A 17323-nucleotide genomic window follows, 5' to 3' on the forward strand; every position below is an offset into this window, starting at 1 on the left:
AGGCCGAGCTCTCGCCGCGGATCGAGCGGGCCGCCGAGGACGAGCTGTACTCCGGGCTGGTGCGCGTGGACCTGGTCGCCTTCGACGACCCCGACTTCGCGGAGCTGGTGCAGCGCAACGCCCACGGCGCGATCATCCGGGTCCGGATCGGCGTCGACATGCTCGGCAGCCTGCTGTCGTCCCTGGTCACGTTGGTCGCCGCGGTGGTCGCGGCGGGCCTGCTGCATCCGCTCCTCGCCCCACTGGTCCTGCTCACCGGCGTGCCCCAGGCCTGGGCCAGCGTGCGGACCCGCCAGGCGGCCATGGCGTCGATGGTGGAGCTCAACTCCGCGAGCAGGCGCCGGTCGGTCACCGGCGACCTGATCAGCGGCCGGGACGCCGCCGCCGAGGTCCGGGCCTTCACCACGCAGGACGCGTTGCTCCACGAGCACCGCCGCAACACCCACGAGATCATGGAGGGCGCGATCCGGCTGGAGCACCGCCAGAACCGGCTCGCGACGAGCGGGCGCGCGCTCTCCGGGATCGCGACGGGTCTGGCCTTCGGCGTGCTCGTCCTGCTGGCCTGGGCGGGCTGGCTGCCGTTGGCGCTGGCCGGGACCGCGGTCGTCGCGATGCAGCGGGCGGGCAACGCGATCGTGGGGAGCGTCTACGCCGTGAACGGGCTGTTCGAGGTCGGCGTCCACCTCGACCTGCTGCGCACCTGCGTCACCGAGATCGCCGAGCGGTCCCGGCCGCCGGGCTCCCACGACCTCCCCGGCGACCCGGACACCATCGAGCTGGACCGCGTCTCCTTCCGCTACCCGGGCGCGGACGCCGACGCCCTCCACGACGTCAGCCTCACCCTGCGCCGCGGCGAGGTGGTCGCGCTGGTGGGGGAGAACGGCTCCGGCAAGACGACCCTCGCCACCCTGCTCACCGGCCTCACCCTGCCGACGGCGGGGGAGGTGCGCTGGGACGGCGTGCCCACCTCGGCGGTCGACGACGCCGCCCTGCACGGCCGCATCGCCGTCGTCCGGCAGGAGCCGTTGCGGTGGCCGATGACGTTCGAGAACAACGTGCGCATCGGCAGGCTGGAGCACGCCGACCCGGACGGCACGAGGTTCGACGGCGCCGTGGACCGCTCGGGCTCGACCGCCGTGCTGGCCGAGCTGCCCGGGCGGGAGACGGTGCTGTCCAAGGAGTTCCAGGGCGGCCGCGACCTGTCCGGCGGGCAGTGGCAGCGGATCGGCGTGGCCCGCGGGCTCTACCGGGACGCCCCCGTCGTCGTCGCCGACGAGCCGACCTCGGCGATGGACGCCCGCGCCGAGAAGGCCGTGTTCGGCGCGCTGCGGGCCGGTGGGCGGGACCGGGTGACGGTCCTGGTGACCCACCGGCTCGCCAACGTGCGCGACGCCGACCGCATCGTCGTCCTGCGCGACGGACGGGTCCACGAGCTCGGCACCCACGACGAGCTCATGGCCCGGGCAGGCGAGTACGCGGAGCTCTACTCCCTGCAGGCGGAGCCCTTCACTCGTGCGCCAGCAGCGCCGCCCCGATGATCCCGGCCTCGTTGAGCAGCTCCGCGGGCACCAGCTCGGTCCGGGTGCTCACGTAGGGGCTCCAGCGGGAGAACTTCTTGCTCACCCCGCCGCCGACCACGATCAGGTCCGGCCAGAGCAGGTTCTCGACGTGCTGGTAGTACCGGGTGAGCCGGGCGCCCCAGTCCTCCCAGGACAGCTCCTCCCGCTCGCGGGCGGAGTCCGCGGCGCGCGTCTCGGCGTCCGCCCCGTCCAGCTCCAGGTGCCCGAGCTCGGTGTTGGGGACCAGCCGCCCGCCGATCACCAGTGCCGACCCGATGCCGGTGCCCAGGGTGGACACGAGCACGGTCCCCTTGTGGCCCTTGGCCGCGCCGAACTCGACCTCGGCCATGCCCGCGGCGTCGGCGTCGTTGACCACGAGTGCCTTGCGTCCGGTGACGTGCTTGATCACGTCGTGGGCGTCGGCGCCGATCCAGGACTTGTCCACGTTGGCCGCGGTCTGCGTGACGCCGTGCTGGACCACCGCGGGGAAGGTGCAGCCGAAGGGCTCCTTCCAGCCGAAGTGGTCGAGGATCTCCTTCACGACCTCCGCGACCGCCTCGGGCGTCGACGGCTGCGGGGTGGGGATGCGGAGCCGCTCGTCGGCCAGCTTGCCCTTCTCCAGGTCGACCGGGGCGCCCTTGATCCCCGACCCCCCGATGTCGATCCCCAGCCCGACGTGCTTCTTCTTGCTGCTCACGACAGCGCCCCCTTCACGACCTCCTGGGCCTCCGCCTGGATGCGTGCCAGGTGGTCGGGGCCGAGGAAGCTCTCCGCATAGACCTTGTAGACGTCCTCCGTACCGGACGGACGGGCCGCGAACCAGCCGTTCTCCGTGGTGACCTTGAGCCCACCCAGCTTCTCGCCGTTGCCCGGCGCCGTGGTGAGGCGCGCGGTGATCGGCTCGCCCGCCAGCTCGGTGGCGGAGACGTCGTCGGCGGACAGCGAGCCCAGCTTCGCCTTGTCCTCGCGCGAGCAGGCCACGTCGGTCCGCGCGTAGGCGGGCGCCCCGAACCGCTCGGTCAGCGAGCCGTAGTGCTCCGACGGCGTCCGGCCCGTCACCGCGGTGATCTCGCCGGCCAGCAGGCACATGATGATGCCGTCCTTGTCGGTGGACCAGGGGCGGCCGTCCGTGCGCAGGAAGGACGCGCCTGCGCTCTCCTCGCCGCCGAACGCGATGCTCCCGTCCCGCAGCCCGGGCACGAACCACTTGAACCCGACCGGCACCTCCAGCAGCTCCCGCCCCAGGTCGGCGGCCACCCGGTCGATCATGGACGAGCTGACGGCGGTCTTGCCCACCGCGGCTCCGGCCGGCCAGCCGGACCGGTGCGCGTAGAGGTACCCGATCGCGACGGCGAGGTAGTGGTTCGGGTTCATCAGCCCGGCGTCGCGCGTGACGATGCCGTGCCGGTCGGAGTCCGCGTCGTTGCCGGTGGAGATCGTGAACCGGTCCTTGCCCGCGACGAGCGAGGCCATCGCGTAGGGCGAGGAGCAGTCCATCCGGATCTTGCCGTCCCAGTCCAGCGTCATGAACGCGAACGCCGGGTCGACGGTCGGGTTCACCACCGTCAGGTCCAGCTTGTACCGCTCCGCGATCGCGCCCCAGTAGTCCACGGAGGCCCCGCCGAGCGGGTCCGCACCCAGCACCACGCCCGCGGACCGGACGGCGTCGAGGTCCACGACGGAGCCGAGGTCGCTCACGTAGGTGTCGAGGAAGTCGTAGGTGCCGCGCTCGGCACGCTCCAGCGGCGTGCGCCGCACCCCCTGCAACCCCGCCTCGAGCAGCTGGTTGGCGCGGTCGGCGATCCAGCCCGTGGCGGCGGTGCCCGCCGGACCGCCGTCGGGCGGGTTGTACTTGAACCCGCCGTCTCGCGGCGGGTTGTGCGACGGGGTCACGACGACCCCGTCGGCCTGCCCCGCCGAGCGGCCGTGGTTGTAGGTGAGGATCGCGTGCGAGACGGCCGGGGTGGGGGTCCAGCCGTCCCGGCTGTCGACGAGCACCCGGACCCCGTTGGCCGCCAACACCTCGACCGCGGTGACCCAGGCCGGGTCGGACAACGCGTGGGTGTCCTTGCCGAGGAACAGCGGCCCGTCCGTGCCCTGCTGCGCGCGGTACTCGGCGATCGCCTGGCTGGTCGCGGCGATGTGGTCGTCGTTGAACGTGGCCGACAACGCCGACCCGCGGTGCCCCGACGTCCCGAACGCGACCCGCTGCTCCGCGACGGCCGGATCGGGGTGCACGTCGGCGTACGCGGCGAGCAGCGCGGGCACGTCGACGAGGTCCTCGGGGCGGGCGGGGGTACCCGCCCGCGGGTGGTTGGCCATGGTCGCCTCCTGGGTGATCCGCGTTCGGGCTCAGCCTGCCGTATCCGCGGCCTGCGGTCATCCGGTGCGCCCGCCCGAGCTGTGAGGGGCGACTGTCGCCACTCACAGGGCTAGCGTGAGGGCATGCGGATCGCGTCGTTGCTGCCCGCCGCCACGGAGATCGTCTCGGCGCTGGGGCTGCGGGAGTCCCTTGCCGCCCGCACCTTCGAGTGCCCCGCGCCCGGGGTGCCGGTCGTCGTGGACACCGCGATCCCCACCGGGCTCGACCCCCGGCAGATCGACGACTGGGTGGGCGAGCGGGCGCGGGCGGGCCTGCCGATGTACGAGCTGGACCGGGCGGCGTTGCGCGAGCTGGACCCCGACCTGATCCTGACCCAGGACCTCTGCCGGGTCTCGCCCCCGCCGAGGTGGCGGCTCGGGCGGGATACGCCGACCAGCCGCATCTCGCCCGCGAGGTCAAGGCCCTCGCCGGCGTCCCCACCTCGGCCCTGAGCCCCCCACCCCGCTGATCATCAGGCCCTCACGCAGGAATGATCAGGCGAAACCCTGCGTCAGGGCCTGATGATCACCGCGGTGCGCGACGCGTCAGGTCAGGGCGGCGAAGAGGTCGACGTGCGTGCCGTCGGGGTCGGTGACGGTGGCGTAGCGCTGGCCCCAGAAGGCGTCGAAGGGCTCGTGGACCGACGGCGCACCCGCTCCGACCAGGGCGGCATGGGCGGCGTCGACCTCGGCCGGGGTGTCGAAGCCGAAGGCCAGCGCGACCCGCCCCTCCCCCGTCGGCGGCGTGAAGTCGGGGGCGAAGCTCGCGATGGTGCTCTCGGGATCGAAGGCCAGCCGGTTGCCGCCAGGCAGCGGCACCTCCACGTGCGGCTCGCCCTCCGCACCCTCGGGCACCTCCAGGCCCAGCGCGCGGTAGAAGGCCAGCGCCTTGCCCAGGTCGGCGGTCACGATCTCGATCACGGTCGAGGAGCTGCGGAAACCCATGCGCGGCACGCTAGCGGCCCCCGTCGGACGGAGTCTTGAACGGATCGGCCGAGAGGAACGTCAGTGTCGACGGCGGGGTCCCAGAACAGCACCCAGGTTCATCTCGGCGGGCGCACGAAGGCCCCGCCCGGAACACCGGACGGGGCCTCGTCGTGCGTGGACTACAGGTACTGGCCGGTGTTCGACGCGGTGTCGATCGCGCGGCCCGTGGCGTCGTTCTTGCCGGTGACGAGCGTGCGGATGTACACGATCCGCTCGCCCTTCTTGCCGGAGATCCGCGCCCAGTCGTCCGGGTTGGTGGTGTTGGGCAGGTCCTCGTTCTCCGCGAACTCGTCCACGATCGCGTCGAGCAGGTGCTGGACCCGCAGGCCCTTCTGCCCGGTCTCCAGGACCGCCTTGATCGCCGACTTCTTCCCGCGGTCGACGATGTTCTGGATCATCGCGCCGGAGTTGAAGTCCTTGAAGTACAAGGTCTCCTTGTCACCGTTGGCGTAGGTGACCTCGAGGAACCTGTTCTCCTCCGACTCGTCGTACATCCGCTCGACGATCCGCTGGATCAGCGCATCGACGCACGCCTTGCGGTTGCCCGCGAACTCGGCGAGGTCGTCCTCGCTGATGGGCAGCGTGTCGGTGATGTACTTCGAGAAGATGTCCTGGGCCGCCTCGGCGTCCGGACGCTCGATCTTGATCTTCACGTCGAGTCGGCCGGGCCGCAGGATCGCGGGGTCGATCATGTCCTCGCGGTTCGAGGCGCCGATGACGATGACGTTCTCCAGGCCCTCGACGCCGTCGATCTCGGCGAGGAGCTGGGGCACGATCGTCGTCTCGACGTCCGAGGACACACCCGAGCCGCGCGTCCGGAAGATCGAGTCCATCTCGTCGAAGAAGACGATGACCGGGGTGCCGGCCGACGCCTTCTCCCGAGCCCGCTGGAAGATCAACCGGATGTGCCGCTCGGTCTCGCCCACGAACTTGTTGAGCAGCTCGGGACCCTTGATGTTGAGGAAGAACGCCCGACCCTCGTTGGGGTCGTCGCCACGCTGGGCCGCGATCTTCTTGGCCAGCGAGTTGGCGACCGCCTTCGCGATCAGGGTCTTCCCACAACCGGGCGGACCGTAGAGCAGGACGCCCTTGGGCGGCCGGAGCTCGTACTCGGTGAACAGCTCGGCGTGCAGGAAGGGCAGCTCCACCGCATCGCGGATCTGCTCGATCTGCCGGAACAGACCGCCGATGTCCTCGTAGCCGACGTCCGGGACCTCCTCGAGCACGAGGTCCTCGACCTCGGCCTTCGGGACCCGCTCGTAGGCGTAGCCGGCCTTGGTGTCCACGAGCAGCGAGTCGCCCGGCTTGAGCGCCACGAAGTCCGGGGACTCCACGTCGAACAGCGGGGCGGCGAGCCAGACCACCCGCTCCTCGTCCGCGTGACCGACGACGAGGCCGCGGCCCGCCATGGAGTCGGTGGGCTCGGAGAGGACCTCGCGCAGCCCGCAGACCTCGCCGATCTTCTCCCAGTCACCCGCCTCGACGACGGTCAACGCCTCGTTCAGCCGCACGGACTGCCCGCTGCGCAGGGTGTCGATCTCCACCGCCGGGGAGACCGCCACACGCATGCGGCGACCGGAGGTGAACACGTCGACCGTGCTGTCCTCGTAGGAGGTGAGGTAGACGCCGTACCCGCTGGGTGGCTGGGCGAGGCGGTCCACCTCCTCGCGGAGCGCGACCAGCTGGCTGCGCGCTTCCTTGAGTGTCTCGGTGAGCTTCTCGTTGCGCGCACTGAGCTGGGAGAGCCGGCTGGCGGACTCGGCCAGCCGCTGCTCGAGCAGACGCGCATGTCGGGGGGACTCGGTCAGCTTGCGCCGCAGCATCGCGACTTCTTCTTCGAGGTAGCGGATCTGGGCCGCCGCCTCCGCCGGGGTCAGGGCCCCGCCGTCGCCTGGCTGGTGAGTGCCGGGACCGTCGTCGTAGGGGTTCACGGCATCCTCCCTCCGTGTTCCGTTTCCATACGGTACCCGTAAGCGTCGCCCACGGCGGTGAGGCGAATCGGTGATCCGTCACTCACGCGGACGGCACCTTGACGCCATCGCGTTGTCTGGTTCCCGTAATCGGGCGGTTCACACCCCTCGGCCGAACGCCCTCAGCGACTGGTCGGTCTGCGCTGCGGCCGGGGCGGGGTCACGCCGTCGGCCAGTCGTCGGGTCGTCACCAGGAACGCTGTGTGACCGATCATGCGATGCTCGGGCCGGACCGCCAGGCCCACCACGTGCCACGGCCTGACCAGCGACTCCCAGGCCTGCGGCTCGGTCCAGCACTGCATCTCGCGGAGCTTCTCGACGACCGTGGACAGCTGCGTCGTGGTGGCCACGTAGGCGACCAGGACGCCGCCCGGGATCAGCGTCTCGTGGACCGTCTCGAGGCACTCCCAGGGCGCCAACATGTCCAGGATGACGCGGTCGAACGGCTCGGCGGCGCCGTCGTGAGTGTTAAGGTCACCGACCCGCAAGCTCCAGTTGGGTGGCACGTCGCCGAAGAACCGTCGCACGTTGCGATCGGCGTGCTCGGCGTGGTCCGCCCGCACCTCGTACGAGACCACCGAACCGGCGGGGCCCACGGCCTGTACCAAGGAACAGGTCAGGGCTCCCGAGCCCGCTCCGGCCTCCAGGACGCGGGCGCCCGGGAAGATGTCGCCCCACACGAGGATCTGCGCGGCGTCCTTCGGGTAGATGACGGCCGCACCCCGAGGCATCGACAGCACGTAGTCGGCGAGCAGCGGGCGCAGGGCCAGGTACGGCGTGTTCGCCGCGGAGTGGACGACGGATCCCTCCGGCCGGCCGATGAGGTCGTCGTGGGCGAGGGCGCCGCGGTGGGTGTGGTAGCTCGCCCCGGCCTCCAGGACCACCGTGTACTTCCGGCCCTTGGGGTCGGTCAGCTGGACGCGGTCGCCCTCGCGGAAGGGGCCGCCGCGCGTCTTCAGATGAGGGGTGCCGTTCGGCGCATCGCCCTCGGGCCCGGGCGTGTCGGGAAGATCCATGTGCTCGACGGTCCCGTCGCCGGACGGCCCCTCGTCGGCGGGCTCAGCGTCGGTCGGCCCGGCGTCGGTCGGCCCGGCGTCGGTCGGCCCGGCGTCGGTCGGCCCGGTGCCGGTCTCCGCGTCGAGGGTCTCGTCGGTGAGGGTCTCGGCGTCGAGGTCGGAGCGGATATCGGAGTCGGGCACGGGGCGCAACGCTACTTGCCCGTTCGCCCGGGACTGTCGGTGCGGTCGCCTACTGTTCGGAGGGTGGACGAGACGCAGGTCGAGGAGCGGCGCAGGCCCGCGCTCTCCCCCTCCCGCGCCGCCGACTTCAAGCAGTGCCCGCTGCTCTACCGCTTCCGCGCGGTCGACCGGCTGCCCGAGTCCCCCAGCCCCGCGGCCCTGCGCGGCACCCTCGTGCACGCCGTGCTCGAGCGCCTGTTCGACCTGCCCGCGGCCGAGCGGGTCCCGCAGGCCGCGAAGGCGATGCTGGGCTCGGTGTGGGCGGAGATCGTCGCGGCCGCGCCCGAGCTCGTCGCGGTCGTCCCGGAGCCCGCAGAGGACGAGGAGGGCGCCCCGGACCGGGTGGGGGCCTGGCTGCGGAGCGCCGAGGGCCTGTTGGAGACCTACTTCGCCCTGGAGGATCCCCGCACGCTCGAACCGGGCGAGCGCGAGCTGCTGGTCGAGACCGAGCTCGCCTCCGGTCTCCCGTTGCGCGGCTACCTCGACCGGCTCGACGTCGACGCGGCGGGTGGGCTGCGGATCGTCGACTACAAGACGGGGACCGCCCCGCGGGAGTCCGCCGAGTCCCGGGCGCTGTTCCAGATGAAGTTCTACGCGCTGGCACTGCTCGAGCTGCGCGGCCGCGTGCCGGAGCAGCTGCGCCTGGTGTACCTCGGCCAGGGCGGCGAGGAGCTCACCTATCGGCCCGAGGCCGAGGAGCTCCGCCGTTTCCAGCGGATCCTCGAGGCGATCTGGGCCGCGATCCTGGAGGCGGACCGCACCGGCGACTTCCGACCGAACCGCGGGCCGGGATGCGGCTGGTGCGACCACAAGGCCCTCTGCCCCGCCTGGGACGGCACGCCGCCGCCGTACCCGGGCTGGCCCGAGCTGCGGGGCGAGGTGCCCACCGCCCCGTTCGGCGCGGCCGTCGGCTGAGGGGCGGGGAGGTGCGATCATCGCCGGGTGAGCGAGGATCCTTTCTACCGCCTGGTCGAGGCCGTCCCAGGTGACCCCACCGCGGGTCGCTTCCACGCGACCTCCGCCACCACCGGCCCCTGGTTCTCCGACGCCCAGCACCTCGGCCCGCCGTCCGCCCTGCTGGTCCGCTCCTTCGAGCGGGTCCCGCCGAGCAGGCCGGACGCTCCACCGCTGCAGCTCGCGCGCTACACCGTCGAGATCCTCGGTGCGGTGCCCGCGGGGGACGTCGAGCTGCGGGCCTGGGTCGAGCGGCCGGGCCGCACGATCGAGCTGCTCGCCGCGGAGATGACGGCGGGTGGGCGCGCGGTGCTCCGGGCGCGGGCATGGCGGCTCGCCCACACGGACACCGCGGGCGCCGCGACCGGGGCACTCGACCCGCTCGCCCACCCCGAGACCGTGGCGCCCCAGGTCGGACGGCCGGAGGGCTGGCTGCCCGGCTACCTCGACGCCGTGGAGTGGCGCTGGGTCCGCAGCCACTTCGACGAGCTGGGCCCCGGCGCCGCGTGGGGCCGGCTGCGGGTGCCCGTGGTCGAGGGTGAGGAGCCGAGCGCCCTGCAGCGGCTCGCCGCCGTGGCGGACTCCGCGAACGGAGTGGCCGCCACCCTGCCGATCGGCGAGTGGCTGTTCCTCAACACCGAGCTGAGCGTGCACCTGCACCGCCCGCCGGCCGGCGAGTGGGCGGGCATCGACGCGAACACCGTGATCGGCCCGACCGGCACCGGGACCGTCACCGGCAGGCTGTTCGACGCCGACGGCCACGTCGGGTACATCACCCAGGAGCTGACCGTCCGCCGGCGCTGACCGTCCGGCCGCGCTGCACGACCTTCAGCGCGGGCCGGCTCGGGCAGGTCGGCTCAGGTCAGCCGGATCACCTCAGTGCAGCCCGCCGTCGACGGCGCGGCAGCTCCGGATCTCCGAGGTCAGGATCCCCCGCGCGCCGACTGCGGCGAGGCGGTCCATGACGTTGTTCGACTCCCGCTTGAGCACCATCGACCGGACCGCGACCCAGTCCGGGTCGGACAGCGGGGCGATGGTCGGCGACTGCAGGCCGGGGGTGATCTCCTTGGCCGCGTCGAGCTTCACCTTGGGGCAGTCGTAGTCCAGCATCAGGTACTGGCGGGCGTAGACCACGCCGCGGATCCGCTCGGTGAAGATCTTCTTGAAGTCGATGACCTCCTGGGTCTCCTGCCGGTCCATCCGGGGCTCCCGCTCGATGAGCATGGCCTGGGACTCGGCGATCGGGTCGCCGATGACCTTCAGCCCGTGCTGGCGCAGGGTGCGGCCGGAGGAGACGACGTCCGCGATCGCGTCGGCCAGGCCGAGCTGCACGGAGATCTCGACGGCGCCGTCGAGCTTGATGATCGTGGCGCCGATGCGCTTGCCGGACAGGTGCGAGCGCACCAGCCGCGGGTAGGACGTGGCGATCGTCTTGCCGTCGAGGTCCTCGAGCTTCCAGTCCCGGCCCTCGGGCGCCGCGAACCGGAACTTCGACGCGCCGAAGCCCAGCTTCAGCACCTCCTGGACCTGGCTGCCGGACTCCTCCATGAGGTCGTGTCCGGTCACGCCGAGGTGCAGGTCGCCGGAGCCCACGTAGGTGGCGATGTCCTTGGGCCGCAGGTAGAAGAACTCGATGCCGTTCTCCTCGTCGATCATCGAGAGATCGCGGGAGTCGCTGCGCTGCCGGTAGCCCGCCTCGCGCATCATCGTCGCGGCGGGCTCGGCCAGCGTGCCCTTGTTGGGGATTGCGACGCGGAGCATGCGGGTGGGTTCCTTCGGGTCGAGGGGCACGGTGGGCCCCTAGAGGTACTTGTAGACGTCCTGCAGGGTCAGCCCGCGACCGAGCATGATCACCTGCGTGCGGTACAGGAGCTGCGAGATCTCCTCGGCGAGCGCGGCGTCCGACTCGTGCTCGGCCGCGATCCAGACCTCGCCCGCCTCCTCGAGGAGCTTCTTGCCCTGGGCATGGACGCCGGCCTCGAGTGCAGCGACGGTGCCGGAGCCGGCGGGCCGCGTGGCCGCCTTCTCACTGAGCTCGTCGAACAGCGCGTCGAATGTCTTCACGGGTCGGCGTCTTCCTCTCGAAACGGTCCTGCACACCCAGTGTCGGATGCGTCCCCCGCGGTCACGACCGGATCCGGGTCGCAGGAGATCGCCGGACTGCGGGATGCGCCGGGCGGCCGGTCCGGCCGAGCGGTTCACCCGGACGGACGCTCCACTCGGCGCAAGCTGATCGCGCCCGACGGTACCCGGCGTGAGCAGGGCGGTTCGATCAGGCCCGAATACGCTCTCGAACGACAGAACGCACGGCCGCGAGGTCCTCGATCCGCAGGCCGACGAGGGTGTCCCGCACGACCCGGCCGGGCCCCGGCGGGATGGCCACCTCGCACGGCACGGCCAGCACGGCGGCCCCCGCGGCCTCCGCCGCGGCGATCCCCGTGGGCGAGTCCTCGACGGCCACGCACTCCCCGACCGGCACCGCGAGCAGCTCCGCGGCCCGCAGGTACGGGTCCGGGGCGGGCTTGCCGCGAGGCACCTCGTCGCCGCAGACCGTCACCGCGAAGTGCTCCCGCCCGATCCCCACCAGCGCCTTGTCCGTGAGGAACCGGCCGGTGTTGGTGACCAGCGCGACCGGGACCCCGGCGGCCCGGACTGTGCGCAGCGCCTCCTCCGCGCCCGGCCGCCACGGCAGCCCGGCCTCGAAGAATTCCGCGGTGGTGTCGACGAGCATCCGCGCGCCCTGCTCCGTGAGCTCCGGCGTCTGCAGCACGCCGGCCTCGCGGAACACGATCGCGAGGCTGCTCGCCAGGTTGCCGCCGAGCGTCTCGCGCCGCGCCTCGGCGGACAGGTCGGTCCCGCCCAGCCAGCGCAGCACCTCTACCAGCGAGCGGTCCCACACCTTCTCGGAGTCGATCAGGGTGCCGTCCATGTCGAACAACACCGCCGCCACCGAGGAGCGAACGGCACTCTCGCTCACTAGGTATGAGCGAGAGTGCCGTTCGCTCACGGGGTCTGACGGGGCCTCAGCCGGCATTGAAGTACTTCGCCTCCGGGTGGTGGGCGACGAGGGCGTCGGTGGACTGCTCGGGATGCAGCTGCAGCTCCTCGGACAGGGTCACACCGATCCGCCCCGGCTGGAGCAGGTCGATGATCTTGGTGCGGTCGTCGAGGTTCGGGCAGGCGCCGTAGCCCAGCGAGTACCGGGCGCCGCGGTAGCCCAGCTTGAAGAAGTCCTCGACGTTCTCGGGGTCCTCCTCCGCCAGGTTCCGGCCCGTCGACCAGGTCAGCTCCTCGCGGATCCGTCGGTGCCAGTACTCCGCCATCGCCTCGGTGAGCTGCACGCCCAGCCCGTGGACCTCCAGGTAGTCCCGGTAGGCGTCCTTGGCGAACAGCTCGTTGGCGTAGTCCGCGATGGGCTGGCCCATCGTGACCAGGTGCAGCGGCAGCACGTCGATCTCGCCGTTCGCGATCGCGAGCTCCCGCGGCCGCCAGAAGTCCGCCAGGCACAGGTTCCGGTCGCGGCGCTGGCGCGGGAAGGTGAACCGGTAGCGCTCCGGGGCGTCGGCCCGCGGCTCGGTGAGCACGAGCAGCGAGTCCTTCTCCGACACGGCCGGGAAGTACCCGTAGACCAGCGACGCGTGGGCCAGCACGCCGTCCGCGGTCAGCCGCTCCAGCCAGTACCGCAGCCGCGGCCTGCCCTCGGTCTCGACGAGCTCCTCGTACGACGGCCCGTCCCCGCCCTTGGTCCCGCGCAGCCCCCACTGCCCCAGGAACAGGGCCCGCTCGTCGACCATGCCGGAGTACTCCGCCAGCGAGAGCCCCTTGACGACCCGGGTGCCCCAGAACGGCGGCGTGGGCACCGGGTTGTCGAGCGCGACGTCGGACCGCTCGGGCAGCGGCCCCGCGACCTCGGCCTCCGCCGCCTTGCGCTTCGCGGCGATCCGCTTCGAACGCTCGTGGCGCTCCTTGCGCTCGGCGACCTTCGCCTGCTCCTCGGGCGTGGTCTCCGGGACGAGCCCACGGGCCCGGGCCATGGTGGAGTCCATCAGGCGCAGGCCCTCGAAGGCGTCCCGGGCGTAGGAGACCCGGCCGTCGTAGACCTCGGTGAGGTCGTTCTCCACGTAGGAGCGGGTGAGCGCCGCGCCGCCGAGCAGCACGGGGAGCTTCTTCCCGCGGGAGTTCATCTCCTGCAGGTTCTCCTTCATGATCACCGTGGACTTGACCAGCAGCCCGGACATCCCGACGGCGTGCGCCCGGTGCTCGTCCGCGGCCTGCAGGATCGTGGCGATCGGCTGCTTGATGCCCAGGTTGACCACGGTGTAGCCGTTGTTGGACAGGATGATGTCCACGAGGTTCTTGCCGATGTCGTGGACGTCGCCCTTCACGGTGGCGAGCACGATCGTGCCCTTGCCCTCGTCGTCCGTCTTCTCCATGTGCGGCTCGAGGTACGCGACCGCAGCCTTCATGACCTCCGCGGAGGCGAGCACGAACGGCAGCTGCATCTGGCCGGAGCCGAACAGCTCGCCGACGGTCTTCATGCCTGCCAGCAGCGTGTCGTTGACGATCTCCAGCGGCGGCCGGGTCTCCATCGCCTCGTCGAGGTCGGCCTCCAGGCCGTTGCGCTCGCCGTCGACGATCCGCCGCTCCAGCCGCTCGAACAGCGGCAGCCCGGCCAGCTCCTCGGCCCGCCCCGCCCGAGCCGACGTGGCGGTCACGCCCTCGAACAGCTCCATGAACCTGTTCAGCGGGTCGTAGCCCTCCTTGCGCCGGTCGTAGACCAGGTCGAGCGCCACGGAGCGCTGCTCGTCCGGGATCTTCGCCATCGGGAGGATCTTGGCCGCGGACACGATCGCGGTGTCCAGCCCGGCGTTCACGCACTCGTGCAGGAACACCGAGTTCAGCACCTGCCGCGCGGCCGCGTTGAGGCCGAAGGACACGTTGGAGACGCCGAGGGTGGTCTGGACCTCCGGGAAACGCCGCTTGAGCTCGCGGATCGCCTCGATGGTCTCCAGCGCGTCCCGCCGGACCTCCTCCTGCCCGGTGGTGATCGGGAAGGTCAGGGTGTCGACGACGATGTCCTCGACGTGCATGCCGTGGTTCGTGGTGAGGTCGGTGATCAGCCGGTCGGCCACGCGGACCTTCCAGTCCCGGTCGCGGGCCTGGCCCTCCTCGTCGATGCAGAGCGCGACGACCGCGCAGCCGTGCTCGCGGACCAGCGCCATCGTGCGCTGGAAGCGCGAGCCCTCGCCGTCGCCGTCCTCGTAGTTCACCGAGTTGACGATCGACCGGCCGCCGAGCAGCTCCAGCCCGGCCCGCAGCACCTCGGGCTCGGTGGAGTCCAGCATCACCGGCAGGGTGGAGGCCGTGGCCAGCCGGGAGGCGAGCGCGGTCATGTCCGCGACGCCGTCGCGACCGACGTAGTCGATGCAGAGGTCGATCATGTGCGCGCCCTCGCGGGTCTGCTCGCGCGCGATCGCGACGCAGTCCTCCCAGTTCTCCTCGAGCATCGCCTCGCGGAACTTCTTCGAGCCGTTGGCGTTGGTCCGCTCCCCCACCATCAGCACGGAGGTGTCCTGGCGGAACGGCACCGGCGCGTAGAGGGACGACACGCCCGGCTCCGGGCGCGGCCTGCGAGCGGCCGGGGTGACCGACGGGATCGCCTCGGCGACGGCCCGGACGTGCGCGGGCGTGGTGCCGCAGCAGCCGCCGACGAGCCGCAGCCCGTAGTCGCGCACGAACACCGACAGCGCCTCGGCCAGCTCCTCGGCGGTCAGCGGGTACTCGGCGCCCTTCTTGCCCAGCACCGGGAGGCCGGCGTTGGGCATCACCGACAGCGGGATCCGGGACTGCTTGGACAGCGTGCGCAGGTGCTCGCTCATCTCGGCGGGCCCCGTGGCGCAGTTCAGCCCGATCAGGTCGATGCCCAGCGGCTCCAACGCCGTCAGCGCGGCACCGATCTCGGAGCCCAGCAGCATGGTGCCGGTGGTCTCGACGGTCACGCTGGTGATGATCGGGATACGCCGACCCTCGTCCTTCATGGCCTGCTGCACGCCGAGCACGGCGGCCTTGACCTGGAGCAGGTCCTGGCAGGTCTCGATGAGGAACGCGTCGGCGCCGCCGCTGAGCAGGCCGCGGCCGGTCTCGGCGTAGGCGTCTCGCAGGGTGCCGAACCTCTCGTGGCCGAGCGTCGGCAGCTTGGTGCCGGGGCCGATCGAGCCGAGGACGTAGCGCGGGCGGTCCGCGGTGGACATCTCGTCCGCGACCTCGCGGGCCAGCGCGGCGCCGCGCTCGGCGAGCTCGCGGATCCGGTCGGCGATGTCGTAGTCGGCGAGGTTGGGCAGGTTGGCGCCGAACGTGTTCGTCTCGACGGCGTCGGCGCCCGCCTCGTAGTAGGCCCGGTGGATGTCGCGGACGACGTCCGGCCGGGTGGCGTTCAGGATCTCGTTGCACCCTTCGAGCCCCGCGAAGTCGTCGATCGTGAGATCGACGTCCTGGAGCATGGTGCCCATGGCACCGTCGGCGACCACCACGCGCTCGGACAACGTGTCCAGCAGCGTGGTGTCGAAGCTGTGATCTGACGCGGCTGCGTTCACGGCTGACACCCCCACAGGCTACAAGCGTCGGGGTGTGGCCCCCTCGTGTTACCCGCGCGCGCCGTAGGCTGAGGCGATGAGCGATCGAGAGCAGCGTTCGGGGGTGCCCTCCGACCTCCCGGATCTGGTCGACCCGATCATGATCACGGCGTTCGAGGGATGGAACGACGCGGGCGAGGCCGCGAGCTCCGCCATGGAGCATCTCGAGCTGAGCTGGGACGCGGAGCCCCTGGGCTCGATCGATCCCGAGGACTACTACGACTTCCAGGTCACGCGGCCGCTGGTCCGGCTGTCGGACGGCGTCACGCGGCGCATCGAGTGGCAGACCACCCGGTTGTCGGTCGCGAAGCTGCCGGGCAGCGGGCGGCACGTCGTGCTGGTCAACGGGATCGAGCCCAACCTGCGCTGGCGGTCCTTCTGCGGCGAGATCCTGGAGTACATCGAGAAGCTGGGTGTCACCAAGGTCATCCACCTCGGCGCGATGCTGACCGACGTGCCGCACACCCGGCCCACGCCGGTGCGCGGCACGGGGTACGACGCGGCGTCGGCCACGAAGATGGGCGTCGAGCCGTCGACCTACCAGGGACCGACGGGGATCGTCGGTGTCCTGCACAGCCTCTGCATCGAGGCCGGGGTGCCCGCGTTGTCGTACTGGGCCGAGGTGCCGCACTACGTCTCGCAGGCGCGCGTGCCCAAGGCCGCGATCGCGCTGCTGCTGCGGGTCGAGGAGGCGCTCGACGTCGAGGTCCCGCTCGGCGGGCTCCCCGAGCAGGCCGAGGAGTGGGAGCGCACGGTCAACGAGATGGCCGAGGCGGACGACGAGGTGCGCGAGTACGTCCGGCAGCTGGAGCAGCAGGCGCAGGACGACGAGGAGGAGCAGCCCGTCGACCTCACCGAGACCAGCGGTGACGAGATCGCGGCGGACTTCGAGCGCTACCTGCGGCGGCGCGGCGGGCCCGGCGGCGCGAGCTGAGCCTGCCCTCGGACCTGCGGCGCACCGGGCTCTACCTCGGCGGGTTCCTCGGTCCGTTCGGCGGCGGGATCACCACGGCGATGCTGCCCGAGCTGGGCGGCACGTTCGGGGTCTCCCCCGCCACCGCGTCGGCATCGCTGACCGCGTTCCTGCTGCCCTTCGCCGCCGCGATGCTGGTCTCGGGCACGTTGGGCGAGCGGTGGGGCCGGGCGCGCACCGTGCGCCTGGCCTACGTGCTCTACGCGGTCTCCTGCGCGGCCGCGGTCCTGGCCCCGAGCTGGGGGGTCTTCCTGGGCGCGCGGGTGGTGCAGGGCCTGGCGAACGCGTTCACCACCCCGTTGGTCATGGCGGCACTGGCCGCGTCGGTGGCGCCGGAGCTGCTCGGGCGGGCCCTGGGCTGGTACGGCTCGTTGCAGGCCGCAGGCCAGACCTCCGCCCCGCTCGTCGGCGGGCTCGCGGCGGAGGTGGACTGGCACTACGCGTTCTACGGCGTCGGCGCCGTGGCGCTGCTGCTGGCCGTCGTCGGGATCCCGGTCGAGGAGCGCGTCGCGAGCCGGACGCCCGCCACGCTGCGCAGTGCTCTGCGGAGCGCGCTGCGGCCCGCGGTGCTGCGGCTGGGGCTGGTGGCCGGGCTGGGTTGGGGCTGCCTGGCCGGGGCCGGGTTCCTGGTGGCGCTGCGGCTCGCGGA

General features: G+C 72.0%; 15 protein-coding genes. 6 read left to right on the forward strand and 9 right to left on the reverse strand.

Features of this window, described 5'->3' with window-relative positions; translation table 11 throughout:
• The coding region (locus H5J29_RS04030) for an ATP-binding cassette domain-containing protein (RefSeq protein WP_181779541.1) at window positions 1-1538 on the forward strand (1538 nt) is incomplete at its 5' end.
• Here the strand turns inward: H5J29_RS04030 and ppgK are convergent.
• Both ppgK and pgm read right to left on the reverse strand, forming a co-directional pair.
• Window positions 1507-2256, reverse strand: a complete 750-nt coding sequence (gene ppgK, locus H5J29_RS04035) for a polyphosphate--glucose phosphotransferase (protein ID WP_181779542.1) — start codon at window positions 2254-2256, stop codon at window positions 1507-1509. The two genes, H5J29_RS04030 and ppgK, sit on opposite strands and share 32 nt — an antisense overlap.
• Window positions 2253-3881: a phosphoglucomutase (alpha-D-glucose-1,6-bisphosphate-dependent) gene (pgm, locus tag H5J29_RS04040; RefSeq protein ID WP_181779543.1), complete on the reverse strand. Its 1629-nt coding sequence runs from the start codon at window positions 3879-3881 to the stop codon at window positions 2253-2255. The genes ppgK and pgm overlap by 4 nt, the downstream gene beginning before the upstream one ends.
• A gap of 123 nt (window positions 3882-4004) precedes the next feature.
• On the opposite strand from pgm, the gene H5J29_RS04045 reads away from it, so the two are divergent.
• Window positions 4005-4373, forward strand: a complete 369-nt coding sequence (locus tag H5J29_RS04045; protein WP_220186956.1) for a TroA family protein — start codon at window positions 4005-4007, stop codon at window positions 4371-4373.
• A 93-nt stretch (window positions 4374-4466) separates the two neighbouring features.
• On the opposite strand, the gene H5J29_RS04050 is transcribed toward H5J29_RS04045, so the two are convergent.
• From H5J29_RS04050 to H5J29_RS04060, 3 genes are all read right to left on the reverse strand, one after another.
• Window positions 4467-4865 (reverse strand): VOC family protein, encoded by a 399-nt coding sequence (locus tag H5J29_RS04050; protein ID WP_181779544.1) that lies wholly within the window; start codon window positions 4863-4865, stop codon window positions 4467-4469.
• A 161-nt stretch (window positions 4866-5026) separates the two neighbouring features.
• Window positions 5027-6838 (reverse strand): proteasome ATPase, encoded by a 1812-nt coding sequence (gene arc / locus H5J29_RS04055; RefSeq protein ID WP_181779545.1) that lies wholly within the window; start codon window positions 6836-6838, stop codon window positions 5027-5029.
• Between the two features lie 161 nt (window positions 6839-6999).
• A complete protein-coding gene (locus H5J29_RS04060) occupies window positions 7000-7893 on the reverse strand; it encodes a tRNA (adenine-N1)-methyltransferase (protein ID WP_181779551.1) in 894 nt (297 codons plus the stop codon).
• Between the two features lie 246 nt (window positions 7894-8139).
• Between H5J29_RS04060 and H5J29_RS04065 the strand changes: the two genes are divergently transcribed.
• Together H5J29_RS04065 and H5J29_RS04070 are read left to right on the forward strand one after the other, a co-directional pair.
• Complete coding sequence (locus H5J29_RS04065) at window positions 8140-9030, forward strand: RecB family exonuclease (RefSeq protein WP_312858047.1); 891 nt, start codon at window positions 8140-8142, stop codon at window positions 9028-9030.
• 27 nt (window positions 9031-9057) lie between these two features.
• Window positions 9058-9873 (forward strand): thioesterase family protein, encoded by an 816-nt coding sequence (locus tag H5J29_RS04070; protein ID WP_312858048.1) that lies wholly within the window; start codon window positions 9058-9060, stop codon window positions 9871-9873.
• Window positions 9874-9945: 72 nt separating this feature from the next.
• On the opposite strand, the gene hisG is transcribed toward H5J29_RS04070, so the two are convergent.
• From hisG to metH, 4 genes are all read right to left on the reverse strand, one after another.
• On the reverse strand, window positions 9946-10830 hold the full coding sequence (gene hisG / locus H5J29_RS04075) for an ATP phosphoribosyltransferase (protein ID WP_181779546.1): 885 nt from the start codon (window positions 10828-10830) through the stop codon (window positions 9946-9948).
• 39 nt (window positions 10831-10869) lie between these two features.
• Window positions 10870-11133, reverse strand: coding sequence for a phosphoribosyl-ATP diphosphatase (locus H5J29_RS04080; protein ID WP_181779547.1), 264 nt, complete (start codon window positions 11131-11133; stop codon window positions 10870-10872).
• 208 nt (window positions 11134-11341) lie between these two features.
• A complete protein-coding gene (locus tag H5J29_RS04085; RefSeq protein ID WP_312858049.1) occupies window positions 11342-12019 on the reverse strand; it encodes an HAD family hydrolase in 678 nt (225 codons plus the stop codon).
• Between the two features lie 73 nt (window positions 12020-12092).
• Window positions 12093-15662, reverse strand: coding sequence for a methionine synthase (gene metH / locus H5J29_RS04090; RefSeq protein WP_181779549.1), 3570 nt, complete (start codon window positions 15660-15662; stop codon window positions 12093-12095).
• Between the two features lie 76 nt (window positions 15663-15738).
• Between metH and H5J29_RS04095 the strand changes: the two genes are divergently transcribed.
• Entirely contained in the window at window positions 15739-16635 is an 897-nt protein-coding gene (locus H5J29_RS04095) for a PAC2 family protein (protein ID WP_181779550.1), read from the forward strand.
• 80 nt (window positions 16636-16715) lie between these two features.
• A partial coding sequence (locus tag H5J29_RS04100) for an MFS transporter (protein ID WP_246393443.1) occupies window positions 16716-17323 on the forward strand: 608 nt, incomplete at its 3' end.

The sequence above is a fragment of the Pseudonocardia pini genome (genome assembly GCF_013870575.1).
Classification (GTDB): domain Bacteria; phylum Actinomycetota; class Actinomycetes; order Mycobacteriales; family Pseudonocardiaceae; genus Pseudonocardia; species Pseudonocardia pini.

Bases quoted from the DNA above. Each gene is read 5' to 3' on its own strand.
- pgm (WP_181779543.1), bottom strand. From the start codon at position 3,881: ATGGCCAACCACCCGCGGGCGGGTACCCCCGCCCGCCCCGAGGACCTC.
- H5J29_RS04045 (WP_220186956.1), top strand. From the start codon at position 4,005: ATGCGGATCGCGTCGTTGCTGCCCGCCGCCACGGAGATCGTCTCGGCG.
- H5J29_RS04050 (WP_181779544.1), bottom strand. From the start codon at position 4,865: ATGGGTTTCCGCAGCTCCTCGACCGTGATCGAGATCGTGACCGCCGAC.
- H5J29_RS04060 (WP_181779551.1), bottom strand. From the start codon at position 7,893: ATGGATCTTCCCGACACGCCCGGGCCCGAGGGCGATGCGCCGAACGGC.
- hisG (WP_181779546.1), bottom strand. From the start codon at position 10,830: ATGCTCCGCGTCGCAATCCCCAACAAGGGCACGCTGGCCGAGCCCGCC.
- H5J29_RS04095 (WP_181779550.1), top strand. From the start codon at position 15,739: ATGAGCGATCGAGAGCAGCGTTCGGGGGTGCCCTCCGACCTCCCGGAT.